The sequence below is a fragment of the Streptomyces auratus genome, from assembly GCF_050433025.1.
In the GTDB taxonomy this organism is placed as follows: domain Bacteria; phylum Actinomycetota; class Actinomycetes; order Streptomycetales; family Streptomycetaceae; genus Streptomyces; species Streptomyces sioyaensis.
Genome location: NZ_JBNGCB010000001.1, coordinates 1,733,752 through 1,749,836, shown reverse-complemented (window position 1 = coordinate 1,749,836; position 16,085 = coordinate 1,733,752). Strand labels below are relative to the sequence as shown.

The following is a 16,085-nucleotide window of genomic DNA, read 5'->3' as shown; positions in this document are numbered from 1 at the left end:
GCGCTTGTCAGGGGCACGCCGAAAAGGAACGTGCGGATTCCGGTCTGCCCCTCGGCTGCGCCTCACGGGCTGCCCACCGGCGGCCCCCCGATCCCCCTCGGAGGAATCAGTGAGGAACGCGCGCACCAACCCCCACAGCGGCGTGGCGAGACGTACCCGGCTGATCGCCGTGGCGTCCGGACTGGTGGCCATCGGAGCCATCGCCATCCCGACCGCCAGCGCCCAGAACCCCGCACCCGCAAGGACGTTCAGCGCCGCCCAGCTCAGCGCCGCCGGAAACGCGGTCCGTGCCGCGGATGTCGCCGGCACCGCCTGGCGGGTCGACAGTGCCACCCACACCCTGGTCGTCACCGCCGACCGCACGGTCTCGCCGGCCGGGATCGCCAGGATCGAGCGGGCCGCCGGCAGCAACGCCGACGCGGTCCGCATCGACCGCATCCCGGGCACCTTCCGCAAGTTCATCTCCGGCGGCGACGCCATCTACGCCCCCAGCTGGCGCTGCTCGCTGGGCTTCAACGTCCGTAGCGGCAGCACCTATTACTTCCTGACGGCCGGTCACTGCACCGAGGGCAAACCGCCCTGGTACACCAGCTCCTCGCACGCCACGAGCATCGGCCCGACCACCGGCTCCAGCTTCCCGGGCAACGACTACGGCATCGTGAAGTACACCAACACCTCCCTGTCGCACCCCGGGATGGTCGGCAGCCAGGACATCACCAGCGCCGGCACCCCGAGCGTCGGCCAGTCGGTCACCCGCCGCGGCTCGACCACCGGCATCCACAGCGGCAAGGTCACCGCGCTGAACGCCACCGTCAACTACGGCAGCGGCGACATCGTCTCCGGACTCATCCAGACCACCGTCTGCGCCGAGCCCGGCGACAGCGGCGGACCGCTCTACTCCGGGACCAAGGCCCTCGGCCTGACCTCCGGGGGCAGCGGCGACTGCACGTCCGGCGGCACCACGTTCTTCCAGCCCGTCACCGAAGCGCTCAGCGCCTACGGCGTGAGCGTCTACTGACGCCGGCCGGCTGACGTCCCTGCGGGCCGCGGTCCGCAGGGACCGACGGCACGGCGGACCGCCGGAGCCGGCTCCGGCGGTCCTGGGGTCTGTCGTTTGGATCAGACCCCGCGAGCCCGGCCCGATCCAAACGACAGGCCCCAGGGCTCCCGTCCGCCGGCGGACGGGAGCCCGGCCGCGCCATCGCAGTCTCGACCGCCCTCCGAGCCGGGCATACCATGGTAAACAACGCGATTCGGATGGCGTACGGCACACGTTCAGGGAGCCGTGATGGTCGAAGAACTGGTGACGAGCGCGGTGGCGCTGGCCTCTGTGGGCGCGGTGTATCTCGTCGCGGCGGCGCGGGTGGTCAAGCAGTACGAGCGCGGTGTGGTGCTCCGGCTGGGGCGGCTGGCCTCCGAGGTGCGCGAGCCGGGATTCACCATGATCGTTCCGTTCATCGACCGGATGCGCAAGGTCAATATGCAGATCGTCACGATGCCGGTGCCCGCCCAGGAGGGCATCACCCGGGACAACGTCACCGTGCGGGTCGACGCGGTCGTCTATTTCAAGGTCGTGGACGCCGCCGACGCGGTCATCCGGGTCGAGGACTACCGTTTCGCGGTCTCGCAGATGGCGCAGACCTCGCTGCGGTCGATCATCGGCAAGAGCGAGCTGGACGATCTGCTGTCGAACCGGGAGAAGCTCAACCAGGGCCTGGAGCTGATGATGGACAGCCCGGCCATCGGCTGGGGGGTGACCGTCGACCGGGTGGAGATCAAGGACGTCTCCCTGCCGGAGACGATGAAGCGCTCGATGGCCCGCCAGGCGGAGGCGACCCGGGACCGGCGTGCCCGGGTGATCAACGCCGATGCCGAGCTGCAGGCCTCGAAGAAGCTGGCCGAGGCGGCCGCGGCGATGTCCGGCCAGCCCGCGGCCCTGCAACTGCGGCTGCTGCAGACCGTGGTGGCGGTCGCCGCCGAGAAGAATTCCACCCTTGTCCTGCCTTTCCCGGTCGAACTGCTGCGGTTCCTGGAGCGCTCCGGACTGCAGGCCCAGGCGGAGACCGCGGCGGCCGAGGCCGAGCGGGGGCGCGCACGGCAGCCGGCCGCTCCCGAGGTGTCCGACGCGTCGCCCGCGGCCGTGGAGCGTGACGCGGAGGGCGAGCTGCCACCGGAGCTGGAGGACCTCCCGGAGGCGGAGGACCTGCCGTAGGGCGGAGCGCGCCCGCCTGCGCAGCGGCTCGGGGGCGGGCCCAGGCCCCACTCCGCCCGCCTGATGTCCAGTTGAGCGCCGTATATACCCGTTGAGGTGGGTGTGTACGGCGCTTTCTGCTGCCCAGGGGGCGGCCCCCGGCCGCCGTTTTCCGGCCAGCTATAGTCCTCACACGTGGCGAGGCCGCCGCGCTTCCGGATGCCCGCTGATGTCCGCACTCGATGCCGAGGGGCACGGACACAGGTGTGACCACCGTGTGGCGAAATGGTGAACTCCCGTATGTGAGACCGGTAACCGGTCTTGTGCGCGAGTGAGGCGGATGGGGATACTCGGCCGCGCACACGTTGGCATGGACGCGACTTCCCAGGGGTGCGGCTTCCGGGGGGACCGTCCGTGTTCCGATTCCCACTCTCCGGGCTCGGGCAACTCCCCACGGTTTCCGGGCTCTTCCCCCCACGGGAGGCTCTGAGTTGAAGCACCGACGCATACCCAACCGACGCGCCGTGATCGCAGGTGCGGGAGCGCTCGCGCTCGCCGCCAGCGCCACGGTGGTCCTCGCCCACGCCAATGCGTCCCCGGCGCCGGCTCCCACCCCCCTCGCCAAGCTGACCTCCGCCGCGGCGACCACCCTCGCATCCCACCTCAAGACGGACACCGCAGGTGCGTTCTACGACGCCAAGGCCAAGAAGCTGGTGGTCAATGTCGTGAACCAGGCGCAGGCCAGGGCCGCGCGGGCGAAGGGGGCGGAAGCCAGATTCGTCCAGCACACCTTCGCCCAGCTCGACTCGGCCCGGCAGACGCTGAAGTCGAAGGCGACCATCCCCGGGACGTCCTGGGGGATCGACCCGCAGAGCAACAAGGTCGTGGTGACCGCGGACCGCACGGTCAAGGGTGCCAAGCTGGACCGGCTGACCAAGGTCGCCCAGAGCCTCGGTGACAAGGTCGAGCTCCGGCACAGCAAGGGCAAGTTCACCCCGTTCATCGGCGGCGGCGACGCGATCTGGGGGAGCGGTGCCCGCTGCTCGCTCGGCTTCAACGTGGTCAAGGACGGCCAGCCGTACTTCCTGACGGCCGGCCACTGCGGCAACGAGATCAAGAGCTGGTCGGACCAGCAGGGCGGCTCGGCGATCGCCACGACCGAGGACTCCAAGTTCCCGGGCGACGACTTCTCCCTCGCCAAGTACACCGGCGACACCGCGCACCCGAGCGAGGTCGACCTCTACAACGGCAGCACGCAGAAGATCACCAAGGCCGCGGAGGCCACCGTCGGCGAGAAGGTGCAGCGCAGCGGCAGCACCACCCAGGTGCACGACGGCACCGTCAAGGCGCTGAACGCCAGCGTCAACTACCAGGAGGGCACGGTCGACGGTCTGATCCAGACCGATGTCTGTGCCGAGCCCGGTGACAGCGGCGGCGCGCTCTTCGACGGTGACGCGGCGATCGGCCTCACCTCCGGCGGCAGCGGCGACTGCACCAAGGGCGGCGAGACCTTCTTCCAGCCGGTCCCGGAGGCGCTGAAGGCCTACGGCGCGGAGATCGGCTGACCCGGTCCGCACCCGGCAGGCCCTGAGCTGCCGAACGTGACGATCCCCGGGCACCGCCGTCCGGTGCCCGGGGATCGCGAACGGTCCGGTCAGAAGTCGAAGACCGAGCCGCGGCCGTCGGTCATCGCGCAGGGGTTGGCGAAGGTGTAGCTGTACGAGACCCGCTTGCCCTGCCACACGCCGTCCGCGGTGACCACGATGGGAGCCCACTCCTTGGTACACAGGCGCTGTGACGGTGCGGCGGTCACCGCATTGAAGTCGCCGGCCACCGTGCGCAGTTGGTCACAGGCGGCTATCGGGTTGGGGTGGCTGCCGCCGGCCTTCGGCATGCAGGTGAGCGTGACCGCACGTTGGACGGTGGCGGTCGCACGGCTTGCGCCCTGGCCCACCGTCAGTACCAGTTCCGACGGGGCGTACAGGCCGCCGGACCGCCCGGACTGCGCCGGGGCGGCGACGGCCTGTGCGCTGGTGGCCAGGCCGCCGAGAACCAGCGCCGCGCCGAGCGCGACCGCCCCAGTGATGTACCGCATGACGAACACTCCCTTGCTCGAAGGTGCAGATACCGGACGGGAGTCTGGCCCAACCGCATCCCGAAAGCATCTTGAGTCGGCATGAAGCGTTCACTTTGAGTCGTTACCCGAAAGCTCAGGGTAATGGCGCGAACGAGCCGGAGGGGGTGCGGGGCGGCCGGGTGAAAGTGCCGCGCGGCCAGTGGAGTTGCCCCGTTCGTCATGCTCCTGGCAAAGGGTGGCCGCCTCCGGAATGCCGCGATCCGGCCACCGACCGGCCGTTCGGGAAGGTTTCGATCTCCGGCGATTGGCTGAAGAGGGGGGCCGGAGGGTGCCTCCGTGCGGCGCCGGGCGCCCGCCGAGGTAAGAAGCGGCCCGCCGTCGGTCGCCTTACCGGCCCGCGGGCGGCCCGTCGGCGTGCCTTCCCGGGGGTCCTACCGGCCTGCCGGCGGCCCGTCGCCGTACCGTCCCCGGGGTCCTACCGGCCCGGCCGTTCCGTGCCCGCCGGCCCGTCGCCGCGCCGCCCTTCCGCTGTGTGGCCCGGCTTCCGCGCCCTCGCGGCAGGCTTGTGCGCCCCCGCCCGCCCCGGCTTCCCGGTCAGCTCCGGCAGCCCTGCCGTCAGGGCCCGCATGCTCCGCGCCACCAGCTCCGCCGGCCCCTGCGGCCCGTCCGGCGCTTCGTCGCCCGCCGCCCACTGCTCCACCGCGACCCGCATCGCGGTGTTCGCGGCCGCCGCGGCCAGCCGCACCTCCAGCGGGCCGGCGCCGGTCAGCCGTTCCAGGACCGGCATCAGCGCCTCCTCGGCGTCGTGGTGCACCCGGTGCCAGACCGCGCGCAGCGCCGGGTCGCCCGGCATCGCGCGCAGCAGCCCGCGGGTGCGGTGCAGGGACTCGGCGGACGGTGCGTCCGCGGGGGTCAGCGCCCGGCGGGCCGCCCGCTCCAGCGCCTCGCACAGGGGCGGTGCGTCCGGGCCGGCCGGTGACGCCGCCAGATCGTCGACCCACTGCCGCACCCCGGTGGCGAGCAGCGGCACCACCGCGTCCTCCTTGGTGCGGAAGTAGCGGTAGAAGGTGCGCAGCGAGACCCCCGAGGTCCGCGCGATCTCCTCGGCGGTGACGGCGGCGCCGCGCTCCGCGAACAGCGCGGCCGCGGTCCGGGCGATCTCCAGCTGGGTCTCGGCCTTGCGCCGCTCGGTGAGCGAAAGGCGGGGGAGCGGGGCGGGCTCGGACGGCATGGGCGCAGCTTACGCGGCATGCCGTATCGGCACAGGATGTGAGGTTGGCACGATGTGCCACTGCGGAGTTAGCGTGCGCGGACGCCTTGAGAACGGAGCTGGATCATGAACCGTTTTGACGCCCGCCGCGCCCTGATCACCGGAGCTGGCTCGGGTATCGGACAGGCCACCGTCCACCGGCTCCTCGCCGAGGGCGCCCGGGTGGTCGCGGCGGACATCGACGCGGCGGGCCTGCGGAGCACCGCCGGCCGCGCCGCCGAGGACGGGACGGCCGGGCGGCTGGAGACGAGGGAGCTGGACATCGCCGACGAGGCGGCGGTCCGCTCCGGCGTCGCCGCCGCGGTGGCCGGCCTCGGCGGTCTGGACGTCCTGGTCAACGCGGCCGGCATCCTGCGCTCCGCGCACACCCACGAGACCGGCCTGGATCTCTTCAACGAGATCATCTCGATCAATCTGACGGGTACGTTCCTGGTGACCCGTGAGGCGCTGCCCGCCCTCCTGGAGGGCAGCTCGCCGGTCGTGGTCAACTTCAGCTCCACGTCCGCCGCGTTCGCGCACCCGTACATGGCCGCCTACGCGGCGAGCAAGGGCGGCGTCCAGGCCATGACGCACGCCATCGCGAGCGAGTACAGCAAGCAGGGGCTGCGCGCGGTGTGCGTGGCGCCGGGGTCCATCGCCAGCGGGATGACCCACGGGCGCGGGCCGGGGCTGCCCGAGGACGCCGATATGTCGCTGTTCGCCAAGCTCACCCCGGCGCTCGGCGAGGGCTTCGCGGCCCCGGAAACGGTCGCGGGCGTGATCGCGATGCTGGCCTCGCAGGACGGCGCGTTCATCACCGGCACGGAGATCCGGATCGACGGCGGCACGCATATGTGAGCCGGCCGACGGCGGACACCCCCTAGGCCTGCCCGGTCTCGAAGCGGCTCACCTTGCCGTCCTCGACCGTGAACCGCCAGCGGGTCCGCATCTCGCCCCAGGTGTCGTTGCGGTAGTTCGCGACGAGGGACAGCCCGTGGTCCGATTCGGACTGCACGTCCAGGTGCCCTCGGGTGGCAAAGATCTCCCGGTCGCACCACTCCCGCAGGTCCCGGTCGAGGCCGTCGTCGGACATCGTGGCGCCGGTGGTCAGGGCGTCGTAGAACGCCTGCTCGTCATTGCCGTTGAGGGCCGTGACCAGGGCACGGACCGCGGGGTGGGACAGCCGGCCGGCGGAGATGGTCATGAGGGATCACGTCCTTCGCGCGCTTTTGTCCCCCATCTTCCGGGCGGCGGCAAAGCCGTGCAGAGCAGGTGGGGCCGATCGGCGGAGGCGGGAAGATGATCTTCGGCTGCTCTTCGTACGAATGTTCGATGGACGGGTATGGTGGAAGAGAGGGACGGGGGATACCGGGGCGGATGAGGCGCAGGAGGTGCGGATGCCAGGGTTCACGCATCTGCACACCGCTTCGGGGTTCTCCCTGCGCTACGGCGCCTCCCATCCGGAGCGTCTCGCCGAGCGCGCGGCCGAGCGCGGGATGGACGCCCTCGCACTGACCGACCGGGATGGGCTCTCCGGGGCCGTACGGTTCGCCAAGGCTGCGGCCGAGGCCGGCATCCGCCCGCTGTTCGGCAGCGAACTCGCCGTGGCGGAGCACGCGTCGGGACCCGCGACCGGCAGCGCCACCGTGCGGCGGCGCACCCCGGTGCGCGGCGGCGCCTTCCTCGACGAGTCCGCCGCCCGCGCCGTCTTCCTGGCCCGCGACGGAGCGGCCGGCTGGGCCGCGCTGTGCCGGCTGGTCTCGGCCGCCCATGCGGGCGGGGCCGAACAGCCCGTCCTCCCGTGGAGTGCCCTGGCCTGTGCCGCGGACGGGCTGACCGTGCTGCTCGGGCCGGACTCCGAGGTCGGCCGGGCGCTGGCCGCCGGCCGCCCGGACCGCGCCGCCCGGCTCGTCGCCCCCTGGCGGGAGCTGTACGGCGAGGGGCTGCGCCTGGAGGTCGTCGATCACGGGCGGCCCGGCAGCGGACCCGGCTCGGCGCGGCTGGCCGCCCGCACCCTCGGCTTCGCCGTCGACCAGGGCATCCGCGCCGTCCTGACCAACGCGGTGCGCTATGCCGACCCCGGCCAGGGCCCGGTCGCCGATGTCCTGGACTCCGCCCGCCGCCTGGTGCCGGTGGACCGGCACCGGCCCGAGAGCTGGGACGGCGGTGAGCGCTGGCTCAAAGATGCCGCCGCGATGCGGCACACCGCCGGGCGGGTCGCCGAGGCGGCCGGCTTCCGGCGCGACCTCGCCCACCGGCTGCTCGCCATGACCGAGGAGACCGCCGGCGAGTGCCTGGTCGACCCGCAGGACGACATCGGGCTCGGCCGTATCCACTTCCCCGAGCCGCGGCTGGTCGGCGCGGAACACCGCACCGCCGCCCGGGTGCTGCGCTCACGCTGCGCCGCCGGGATGGTGCTGCGCGGCTACGACCGCGACCGGGTGCGCTGGGCGCGGCTGGCGGACGAGCTGCGCACGATCGAGCGGCTGGGCTATCCCTCGTACTTCCTGACGGTCGCTCAAGTCGTGGACGACATAAGGGAGATGGGAATCCGGGTCGCGGCCCGCGGGTCCGGCGCCGGGTCCCTGGTCAACCACCTCCTGGGCATCGCACACGCCGACCCGGTCGCCCACGGGCTGCTGATGGAGCGCTTCCTGTCCGAACGGCGGGCGGCGCTGCCGGACATCGACATCGACGTGGAGTCCGCCCGCCGGCTGGAGGTCTACCGCGCGATCTTCGACCGCTTCGGCGCGGAGCGGGTCGCCACGGTCTCGATGCCCGAGACCTACCGGGTGCGGCACGCCGTACGCGACGTGGGCGCGGCGCTGGGCATGGACCCGGCGCAGGTGGACCGGCTGGCCAAGGCCTTCCCGCACATCCGCGCCCGGGACGCGCGGGCGGCGCTGGCCGAGCTGCCGGAGCTGCGCGGGGTGCGGGAGGCCGGCGACGAGCGGCTGTGGCAGCTGGTCGAGGCGCTGGACGCGCTGCCGCGCGGGATCGCCATGCATCCGTGCGGGGTGCTGCTGTCCGACGCCACGCTGCTGGACCGTACGCCCGTCGTGCCCACCAGCGGCGAGGGCTTCGCGATGTCCCAGTTCGACAAGGACGACGTGGAGGAGATGGGGCTGCTCAAGCTCGATGTGCTGGGTGTGCGGATGCAGTCCGCGATGGCCCATGCGGTCGCCGAGATCGGCCGGGCCACCGGGCGCCGGATCGACCTCGACGACCCCGCGCAGGTGCCGCCCGGCGACGAGGCGACCTACGAGCTGATCCGCTCGACCGAGACGCTCGGCTGCTTCCAGATCGAGTCGCCGGGCCAGCGCGATCTGGTCGGCAGGCTGCAGCCCGCCACCTTCCACGATCTGGTCGTCGACATCTCCCTCTTCCGGCCGGGGCCGGTCGCCGCCGATATGGTGCGGCCCTTCATCGAGGCCCGGCACGGGCGCAAGGCCGTCCGCTATCCGCACCCTGACCTGGAGGAACCACTGCGCGAGACCTACGGGGTGGTGGTGTTCCACGAGCAGATCATCGAGCTGCTGCGGATCATGACGGGCTGCTTCCGGGACGAGGCGGACGAGAAGCGGCGGGCCCTGTCGCACCCCGAACTGCAGGGCCGGGTCCGCGCCTGGTTCGCGCAGTGCGCCGAGCGCCGCGGCTACACACCCGACGTGATCGCGCGCACCTGGGAGATCGTCGAGGCCTTCGGCTCGTACGGCTTCTGCAAGGCGCATGCGGTGGCTTTCGCGGTCCCCACCTATCAGTCGGCCTGGCTCAAGGCGCACCACCCCGCGGCCTTCTACGCCGGGCTGCTCACCCATGACCCCGGGATGTATCCGAAGCGGCTGCTGCTCGCGGACGCACGGCGGCGCGGGGTGCCGGTGCTGCCGCTGGACGTGAACCGTTCGGGCCTCACTCATCGAATCGAACTGGTGTCCGGCGACGGGTCACGTTCCGACGGCTCCGGGGGCCGCCCCGGCGCGGTCTGGGGGCTGCGGCTCGCGCTCTGCGATGTGCACGGCATGAGCGAGGCCGAGGCGCGGCGGATCAAAGCGGGGCAGCCCTACCACTCGCTCCAGGACCTGTGGCAGCGGGCCAGGCCGGGCCGCCCGGTGGCCGAACGCCTCGCCCGGGTGGGCGCGTTGGACGCCTTCGGCGCGAACCGGCGGGACCTGCTGCTGCACATCGCCGAGCTGCACCACCACGGGCGGCAGGCGTCCGGAGGCCAGCTGACGCTGCCGGGCCGGTCCCTCGACGGCGCGGAGCCGGGGGCGTCGGCCGATCCGGTCGAGCCGGCGGGACTGCCCGACCTCAGCGAGGTCGAACGGCTCAGCGCCGAGCTGGGCGTCCTCGGCATGGACGCCTCCCGCCATCTGATGGCCGACCACCAGGAGTTCCTCGCGGAGCTGGGTGCGCTGCCGGCCCGGCTGCTGCGGAACGCCCGGAACGGCGAGACGGTACTGGTCGCCGGCGCCAAGGCGGCCACCCAGACACCACCGATCCGTTCCGGCCGCCGGGTCATCTTCACCACCCTCGACGACAGCACGGGCCTGGTCGACTGCGCCTTCTTCGACGACAGCCATGCGGCCTGTGCGCACACGATCTTCCACTCCTGGCTGCTGCTGGTGCGCGGTACGGTCCAGCGGCGCGGTCCGCGCAGCTTCAGCGTGGTCGGCACCGCCGCATGGAACCTCGCCGAACTGGCCGAACTGCGCCGCGAGGGCGGGCTGGAGGCGGTCACCGCCCGGCTCGCGACCGGGCCGGACGGGGGAGGGGCCGCGCCGGACACCGAGGATGCCGGGGCGGACCAGGGGTCCGGAGAGGAGCGCGGGCCCGGCGAGGAGCCCGAACCGGCCGGCGCCCCGGACCGCACCATCCGCCTGGAGACCGGCTACGAACTGCACCCGTGGGCCGACCTCCAGCCACCGGGTGAACGCGCCGCCACCGGACGCAAGTTGTGGCACTCCAGCCCCGGGAGCGCGGGATGACCCCTGCCCCGAGGCCGCCCGCCGCGCCACCGGAGCACCCCGGCGTCCCGCGGCAGCCGGGCATGCTCCACATCCGCTTCCGGGCCGCCGACGGCACCCCGCCGAGTGCCGGATGCTTCGAGCAACTGCTGCGGCTGCTCGCCCAGTTCACCCCGGTGATCGAGGCGCTGCCGCCGGACGCCGCGCTGGCGGACGTCCGCGGTGCGCTGCGCTACTTCGACCGGGACGCGGCCGGCATCGCCGAACTGGTGCGGCTGCGCGCGCTGGCCTGGCACGGCGTGCAGTGCACGATCGGGATCGGCGCCAACCCGCTGCTCGCCCGGATGGCGGCCCAAGGGGCGGGACCGGGAGAGATCAGGGTCGTCCCCGATGACGCCGACGCCGTCGCCGCGTTCCTGGAGCGCCGGCCGGCCTCGGCGCTGTACGGCGTCGGCCCGGCGACCGCGCGCGCCCTGTGTGCGTACGGGCTCGACAGCGTCGGCCGGATCGCCGCCGCACCGCCCGCGACCCTGCAGCGGATCCTCGGCGCGAAGGCCGGCCGGGTGGTGTACGAGCGGGCCCACGGCATCGACCCGACGCCGGTGACCCCCAATGCGGCGGCCCGCTCGATGGCGGCGGAACACCGCTTCGCCCACGACGAGCTGGACCCGGACCGCCGCCGCCGGGCGCTGCTCTCGCTCGCCGACGGCCTCGGGGCCCGGATGCGGGCGAGCGGGCAGGTGGCCCGTGCGCTCACCCTCACCGTCCGCTACGCCGACCGCTCCACCACCAGCCGCACCCGGCGGCTGGACGGGCCGACCGCGCACGGGCCCGCCCTGACCGAGGCGGCCTACGCCCTGCATGCCGCGCTCGGGCTGCAGCGGGCGCGGGTGCGGTCGGTGGCGCTGCGCGCGGAGGACCTGTGCCGCGCCGAACTCGCCGCCCGCCAGCTGACCTTTGACCCGGCCGACGACCGGGCACACCGCATCGAGGCCGCCGTCGACCGGGCCAGGGCCCGCTTCGGCACCGGGAGCGTACGGCCCGCGGCGACCCTCGGCGGAGCCGGCCCTGCGCCCCCGCCTCCGCCCCCGGGGACGAAGCCCCCTGGCCCCGGCGCCGCCCGGCCGTAACGCACCGGCCCCGGCGCCTCGATGCCCAGCTCCGCTGCCCCGGCGCTCAGCCTCGGCGCGCCCCGGCCCCTAGCCTCGGCGCCCCCGGCCTCTCAGCCGTACAGCTGCTCCGGCCTCTCAGCCGTACAGCCGCTCCGCATACTGCGGGCCATAGTGCTGCTCCAGCTCCTCCAGGGGCAGGTCCTGGGCCTCGATGCCCTTGACCATCCGGGCCCGCGAGGGCAGCGCGTCCGGCTGCCAGGTCTCCGGCTTCCACAGCTCGGAGCGCAAAAACGCCTTGGAGCAGTGGTAGAAGACCTCCTCGACCTCCACCAGCAGCGCCAGCCGTGGGCGGTTGCCCTTGACGATCAGCTCGTCGAAGAACGGGGCATCGCGCAGCAGCCGGGCGCGGCCGTTGATCCGCAGGGTGTCGCCGCGCCCCGGAAGGACGTAGTCCAGCCCGACATGCGGATTGGCCAGGATGTTCGCGAAGCCGTCCAGGCGCTTGTTGCCGGGGCGGTCGGGTATGACGAGGGTGGTGTCGTCCAGGACATGGGTGAAGCCGGCGGGGTCGCCTTTGGGCGAGACATCACAGCGGCCCTGGGCATCCGCGGTGGCCAGCATGCAGAACGGCGAGCGGGCCAGCCACTGGCGGTCGAGGTCGTGCAGCCGGTGCCGGACCTTGTGCGCGGCATGGGAGCTGGGCTCACCGATCAGCTCACGCAGCTCCGCCTCCGACGAGATCTCCACCAGGCCGGCCTCCGCCGATGCCCCCGCCGTTCCCACCGTTCCCGCTGTTCCCGACGTCTCCATCGGCGTCTCCCCTCGTTCCCCTGGTCAAGGCATCACCGAATGTACGGGATGCCACTGACAATCGGCCGTGTACTCCCGCACGCATGCGGGCCCTTGGCTTTGCAGGAGCCTCAACCACCCCTAATGGAACGTGAGTTGGGGGTGACAGGACAAGCCTCCCGGCGGCGCGGCAGGTGACGCGTCCGTTGCGGCACGCTGCATGCAGCACGATCCGGCCGCCGTGTGCCCCGGACGTCCGGTGAGGGTTGTGTGGTGTTTCCTTCACCGTCACGCCGCTGGCACATCCCGCTTACCCGGCCGTAACTTACTTGCGAGTCAACTGCGTTGGCCCTTGCGATCCGGATCGCAGGTGAACGGCTCACCGAGCACTTCGGAGTCCCCTCACCCCCCGCAAGGAGCATCGTATGAAGCTGCGCTGGTCAAGATCGCTCACCTTCCTCTCCGCCCTCGCCCTGGCCTTCGGGGCCGCCACCGTTCCCGCCGCTGCCGACGCCCCCACCGTCAGCAGCGGCTGGAACAACTACTCCTGCAAGCCCTCCGCCGCCCACCCGCGGCCGGTGGTCCTGGTGCACGGCACCCTCGGCAACTCCATCGACAACTGGCTCGGTCTCGCGCCCTACTTGGTGGCGCGCGGCTACTGCGTCTTCTCCCTTGATTACGGTCAGCTGCCCGGCGTCCCGTTCTTCCACGGGCTGGGCCCGGTCGATGCCTCCGCCGGGCAGCTCGCCGCCTACGTCGACCGGGTGCTGGCCGCCACCGGGGCGCCGAAGGCCGACCTCGTCGGGCACTCGCAGGGCGGCATGATGGCGCGGGTCTACATGAAGTTCCACGGCGGCGCGGACAAGGTGAACGCGCTGGTCGGGCTGGCTCCCGACAACCACGGCACCGACCTGGACGGCCTGACCCACCTGCTGCCGTACTTCCCCGGCGCCAAGAAGTACCTCGACGAGCTGACCCCGGGGCTGTCCGACCAGATCGTCGGCTCCGACGTCCTGCGCCGCCTCAACGAGGGCGGCGACACCCTCCCGGGGGTGCACTACACCGTGATCGCCACCAGGTACGACGAGGTCGTCACGCCCTACCGGTCCGCGTTCCTCGACGGCCCCGATGTGCACAATGTCGTGCTCCAGGACCTGTGCGCGATCGACATCTCCGAGCATGTGGCCATCGGGCTCGCCGACCTCGCCGCCTTCCACGAGACGGCCAACGCGCTCGACCCGGCCCACGCCACCCCGACGACCTGCACGTCGGGCTGACCGGGAGCCCGGCCCGGTCCCCTGTCGGCGAGGGGATCGTGCCGGGCTTCGTACCGGGGGCGCCCGCCGCGGTCGGTCGCCGGCCGGTGGTCAGTCGTCGGCCAGCAGGGCGCCGGTGCACTGCTCGGCGAGGTCCTCGGCGTGTGCGGGCAGCGGGGACCCGCCGCGCAGATGGCGGCGTACCAGGGACAGCGGCAGATCGATGACCGCGAGCGTCACCCGGTCCAGGCCGGGGCGGCCGTGGATCCCGAGCGCCCCCGCGAGCGCCGCCACGGCGGCCCGTACCCGCATGTTTCCGTCCTCGGCCCGCAGCAGATGCTCGTCCGGCCAGTCGTCGTGGCCGAAGTCATGGGACCCGTAGAGAAGCAGCGCAGCCTCCTGCGGATGGGCGCGGCTCCACGCCACGATGTGCCGGGCGGCGGCCCGGGCCCCGGTGCGTGGATCGTCCGACGATTCCAGGGCCTCGAAGTAGCCCTCCTGGAAGTCCTCGACGGTACGCAGCCACACCTCGGCGAGCAGCGCCGAGCGGCCGGGGAAGCGGTGGTAGAGCGAGCCGCTGGGCGCGCCGACGGCCGCCGCGACCGCGGACATGGTGACGCCCGAGGGCCCGGATTCGGCCGCCAGCCGTACGGCGGCGTCGAGCAGCTGCGGGGTGTCGAAACGGGGTGGCCTGGCCATGTTCTAGAGGGTACTCTCCACTATATTGGAGAGGCTCCTCTAAAACGGGGGTGCGGACCACACGGGGGAGGGGCGCGATGGGCGTCTACAACGTGCACGAGCGGATGCTGCCGGTGCCCGGGGCCGAGGCCGGACTGCTCATCGACGGCCTGTCGGGGGACGGCGACCGGCTCTGGCCGCGCCATGACTGGCCCCCGATGCGCTTCGACGGCCCGCTGGCGCCGGGCGCGGCCGGCGGCCACGGCCCGGTCCGCTACACCGTGGCGGCCTACGTCCCGGGCCGATGGGTGCGCTTCACTTTCAGCGGCCCGCGCGGCTTCCACGGCTTCCACGAATACACCGTCCACCCGCTGGGGCCGGACCGCACCCTGCTGCGCCACACCCTCGCCATGCACGCCCGCGGCCCGGCCCGTTTCAGCTGGCCGCTGGCCTTCCGGCCGCTCCACGACGCGGCCCTGGAGGACAGCCTGGACCGCGCCGAAGAGGCCTGCACGGGCACCGTCGCCCGGCCCGCCCGCTGGAGCCGCTACGTCCGGCTGCTGCGCCGGCTCGTCCGCTGACCCGGCGCCCCGCGGCCAGCGCTCAGAGGCGGCACGGATTCCCGTGCCGGTGCGTTCCGAGCGTCAACAGGCCGGCGCCGCCCCCGCCTTGACGGGCGAGGGCGGCGCCGTTTACCGGACGGCCGGGCCGCCGGGGTCAGCCGCGGGACCGGGCGGCCTTGCGGCGGGTGGTGGCGACCAGCACCCCGGCGCCCAGGGCCAGGACGGCGGCGCCGGAGACGGCCAGCGGGGCGGTGGAGGAGTCACCACCGGTCTCCGCCAGCCGCCGGCCGCCGGCCGGCTTGGCGCCGCCGTCGGGCCGCGGTGCGTTGCCGGCGGCGTCCGAACCCCCGCCCACCGCGGGGCTGTCGGCGCTCGCCGCGCGCACGGTGCCCGTGTGGTCGCCCGCAGCCCGGTGGCCGTGGTGGCTCATGTCCATCGACGACTTCCCGGCACCCGCCGCGATCTGGGCGTCGCTCGGCGCGGAGGCGGTGGGCGCGGACTTCGCGGTGGCGCCCGCGGCCCGGCCGCCGGCCTTCCCGAAGACGACGTCCGAGCAGGTGTAGAACGCCTCCGGGCTGTCCGACCGCTGCCAGATGCTGTAGATCAGCTGGCGCCCGGACCGCGCCGGCACCGTCCCGTCGAACACGTACTCGCCGTTGGTCAGCTTCGGGTCGGTGACCTTCGCGAACGGCGTCGACTCCAGGTCGGACCACTTCAGCGGCTTGGTCGGGTCATAGCTCTTCTTGGTGAGGTAGAGCTCGAAGGAGCCCTTGTGCGGAGCGGTGGCCTTGTAGTGGAACGTGTGCCGGCCGGCCCGCATGCGGGAGGACGGCCAGTCGGCGCGCGGGAGGTCCAGGCCCTTGTACGTGGCGTTGCCGGCGCTGCACAGCTTGCCGTCCGGGATCTTCTCCTTCGACTTGCCGCCGGCGTTGCCGTCCCGCACGCCGTTCCAGTCGTAGAGCGCCTGGGTCCCGCCGACCTGCACGGCGGCCTTGCACGCCGCGGACCGCGGGCTCTCCGGCCCCTCCGCGTAGCAGGCCGAGACCCGGCTGACCGGGTCCGTCATCGAACCGTGCGCGGCGGCCGGGCTCGCGGTGAGCATGGTGAGCGCGAGCGGTGCGACACCGGCCAGCGCGATCCCGGTGGCCTTGCGACGAGCGGTCATCGTGGGGGTCTCCTTCATGAGGGGGCAGCCAACCGGGGAGG

Annotated in this window: 14 protein-coding genes; 8 read left to right on the top strand and 6 right to left on the bottom strand. The window is 73.0% G+C overall.

Going from position 1 to position 16,085, the window contains the following annotated elements:
• Positions 1-109: 109 nt before the first annotated feature.
• The 3 genes from BKA18_RS07440 (at position 110) to BKA18_RS07430 (ending at position 3,756) form a co-directional block, all read left to right on the top strand.
• Positions 110-1,018: a S1 family peptidase gene (locus BKA18_RS07440; protein WP_006607741.1), complete on the top strand. Its 909-nt coding sequence runs from the start codon at positions 110-112 to the stop codon at positions 1,016-1,018.
• A gap of 270 nt (positions 1,019-1,288) precedes the next feature.
• Positions 1,289-2,212 carry a slipin family protein gene (locus BKA18_RS07435; RefSeq protein ID WP_366047881.1) on the top strand — a complete coding sequence of 308 codons (924 nt, stop codon included), beginning with the start codon at positions 1,289-1,291 and terminating at the stop codon, positions 2,210-2,212.
• Between the two features lie 470 nt (positions 2,213-2,682).
• Entirely contained in the window at positions 2,683-3,756 is a 1,074-nt protein-coding gene (locus tag BKA18_RS07430) for a S1 family peptidase (RefSeq protein ID WP_437115123.1), read from the top strand.
• A gap of 89 nt (positions 3,757-3,845) precedes the next feature.
• Here BKA18_RS07430 and BKA18_RS07425 read toward each other — a convergent pair whose 3' ends face one another.
• Positions 3,846-4,286, bottom strand: coding sequence for a subtilase-type protease inhibitor (locus tag BKA18_RS07425; RefSeq protein WP_040901724.1), 441 nt, complete (start codon positions 4,284-4,286; stop codon positions 3,846-3,848).
• A 457-nt stretch (positions 4,287-4,743) separates the two neighbouring features.
• Positions 4,744-5,499 carry a TetR/AcrR family transcriptional regulator gene (locus BKA18_RS07420; protein WP_366047879.1) on the bottom strand — a complete coding sequence of 252 codons (756 nt, stop codon included), beginning with the start codon at positions 5,497-5,499 and terminating at the stop codon, positions 4,744-4,746.
• 105 nt (positions 5,500-5,604) lie between these two features.
• Here BKA18_RS07420 and BKA18_RS07415 point away from each other — a divergent pair, with 105 nt between their 5' ends.
• The gene (locus BKA18_RS07415; protein WP_366047878.1) at positions 5,605-6,375 is read left to right on the top strand and encodes an SDR family NAD(P)-dependent oxidoreductase; all 771 of its coding nucleotides are present in this window, start codon (positions 5,605-5,607) and stop codon (positions 6,373-6,375) included.
• Positions 6,376-6,397: 22 nt separating this feature from the next.
• On the opposite strand, the gene BKA18_RS07410 is transcribed toward BKA18_RS07415, so the two are convergent.
• Positions 6,398-6,721, bottom strand: coding sequence for a nuclear transport factor 2 family protein (locus BKA18_RS07410; RefSeq protein WP_366047877.1), 324 nt, complete (start codon positions 6,719-6,721; stop codon positions 6,398-6,400).
• 193 nt (positions 6,722-6,914) lie between these two features.
• Here BKA18_RS07410 and BKA18_RS07405 point away from each other — a divergent pair, with 193 nt between their 5' ends.
• Together BKA18_RS07405 and BKA18_RS07400 are read left to right on the top strand one after the other, a co-directional pair.
• Positions 6,915-10,502 (top strand): DNA polymerase III subunit alpha, encoded by a 3,588-nt coding sequence (locus BKA18_RS07405; RefSeq protein WP_366047876.1) that lies wholly within the window; start codon positions 6,915-6,917, stop codon positions 10,500-10,502.
• Entirely contained in the window at positions 10,499-11,611 is a 1,113-nt protein-coding gene (locus tag BKA18_RS07400) for a DNA polymerase Y family protein (protein ID WP_366047875.1), read from the top strand. Before BKA18_RS07405 ends, BKA18_RS07400 begins: the two co-directional genes overlap by 4 nt.
• Positions 11,612-11,728: 117 nt before the next feature.
• On the opposite strand, the gene BKA18_RS07395 is transcribed toward BKA18_RS07400, so the two are convergent.
• Entirely contained in the window at positions 11,729-12,403 is a 675-nt protein-coding gene (locus tag BKA18_RS07395) for a pyridoxamine 5'-phosphate oxidase family protein (protein ID WP_366047874.1), read from the bottom strand.
• 404 nt (positions 12,404-12,807) lie between these two features.
• On the opposite strand from BKA18_RS07395, the gene BKA18_RS07390 reads away from it, so the two are divergent.
• On the top strand, positions 12,808-13,659 hold the full coding sequence (locus BKA18_RS07390; RefSeq protein ID WP_006607731.1) for an esterase/lipase family protein: 852 nt from the start codon (positions 12,808-12,810) through the stop codon (positions 13,657-13,659).
• 90 nt (positions 13,660-13,749) lie between these two features.
• Here BKA18_RS07390 and BKA18_RS07385 read toward each other — a convergent pair whose 3' ends face one another.
• On the bottom strand, positions 13,750-14,337 hold the full coding sequence (locus BKA18_RS07385) for a TetR/AcrR family transcriptional regulator (RefSeq protein ID WP_366047873.1): 588 nt from the start codon (positions 14,335-14,337) through the stop codon (positions 13,750-13,752).
• Between the two features lie 77 nt (positions 14,338-14,414).
• On the opposite strand from BKA18_RS07385, the gene BKA18_RS07380 reads away from it, so the two are divergent.
• The gene (locus BKA18_RS07380) at positions 14,415-14,897 is read left to right on the top strand and encodes an SRPBCC family protein (protein WP_096214372.1); all 483 of its coding nucleotides are present in this window, start codon (positions 14,415-14,417) and stop codon (positions 14,895-14,897) included.
• Positions 14,898-15,033: 136 nt separating this feature from the next.
• Here BKA18_RS07380 and BKA18_RS07375 read toward each other — a convergent pair whose 3' ends face one another.
• The gene (locus BKA18_RS07375; RefSeq protein WP_366047872.1) at positions 15,034-16,044 is read right to left on the bottom strand and encodes a lytic polysaccharide monooxygenase; all 1,011 of its coding nucleotides are present in this window, start codon (positions 16,042-16,044) and stop codon (positions 15,034-15,036) included.
• Between the last annotated feature and the right edge of the window lie 41 nt (positions 16,045-16,085).